At 61.3% G+C, this 1,345-nt stretch carries 1 protein-coding gene; it reads right to left on the bottom strand.

The annotated features are described in order from the left end of the window. On the bottom strand, window positions 1-1,153 hold a 1,153-nt coding region (locus ACXRVY_RS29440; RefSeq protein ID WP_458239011.1), incomplete at its 3' end, for a c-type cytochrome. Window positions 1,154-1,345 lie beyond the last annotated feature (192 nt).

Genomic DNA, 1,345 nt, shown 5'->3' with positions numbered 1-1,345 from the left:
GACTGTCTGCGAAGGCAGGCATGTAGTGGCTGAAAGCGGCGCTGGACATCGGGATGCCCTGCAGGATGGTTTGGATCAGGTTACGTGGCGAGTCCGCCGTCACTGCGCTGGTGTTTGCCAGAGCGGGCCTCGATTCAATGGCGCGCATAGGGGCGGCGGAGCCGTGGCAACTTTCGCAGGCACCTTCGAACAGCGCCGCGCCCGGCAGCGCCTGGGCACTGGGCTTGGCCTCAGGGGGGCAGGGCGGTGACGTCACGTGCGAAGAGGTCTTTTTGAGGTCAAGAATATAGCGGGCGATGGCATGGGCATCTTCAACCGGCAATTGCGCGATGCTCAGGCTGACCGGCAACATCGGGCCCGCCGCTGCACCGTGATCTTCGGCGACCTTGCCCGTCAGATAGGCGACCAATTGGGCTTCATTCCAGGGGTGTTGCGCTGCGGCCATCCCGCGCAGGGAGGGGGCCGTCCAGCCGTCGACGATACCGCCGTTGAACAGTTCGCTGCTCTTCTCGCCGCCAATCAGATTCAGGGGCGAATGACAGGATGAACAGTGTCCCGCGCCTTCGACCAGATAGCGTCCGCGGTTCCATTGCGCTGACCGGTCGGGAAGTGGTTCCAACGGATCCCCATGCAGGAACAGCAAGTTCCAGAAAGACACCAGCGCACGGAAGTTCATGGGGAAAACCATATGGTTTTCAGGTGCGGTGTACTTGACCGGGTCCACGCTCATCAGGAAGGCGTAGGCATCCGCGATATCGGCATCATTCAACCTTTGGTAATGCACGTACGGGAAAGCTGGATAGAGAAAGTGACCGTCGCGGGCGATGCCTTCACGCATGGCTCGTTCAAAGGCCTCCAGCGACCACTTGCCGATACCGGTTTCCCGGTCCGGGGTGATGTTGGTGGTGAAGAGTGTTCCGAAGGGCGTTTTCAATGGCAATCCGCCCGCCATGTAATCGCCTCCTGGCCGCGTGTGGCAGACCGCGCAGTCTCCCGTTTCGACGATGCGCCGGCCTCTGTCCAGGGTTTCGCGCCCGGCACTCTGAGGCTGGCTGACAGTAGCTATTTGCGGCCTCCACATCATCCAGAACGCGAACCCTATCCCCACCACGCCAAGCGCCAGAACGGCACCGATGATCGTCTTGCGCTGCATCGCCTAACCTCTCGAACTGAGTAAACGACAGATTTTTCAATCCGCCGCGTGCGATTGGCGTACGGCAGACTTTCTGCGCAGAGAGCTTAAGCAGAGCGCTTGCGATGGAGTACCCCGTCAAGGCGCAACGCTACATTGCGCCGGGCGCAACGACGGCAGTGCGCCGGCGCGCAGATCACCTCATCGTTGCGT

The sequence above is a fragment of the Pseudomonas sp. P5_A2_2 genome, assembly GCF_054177685.1.
This window is presented reverse-complemented; position numbering and strand designations above follow the sequence as displayed.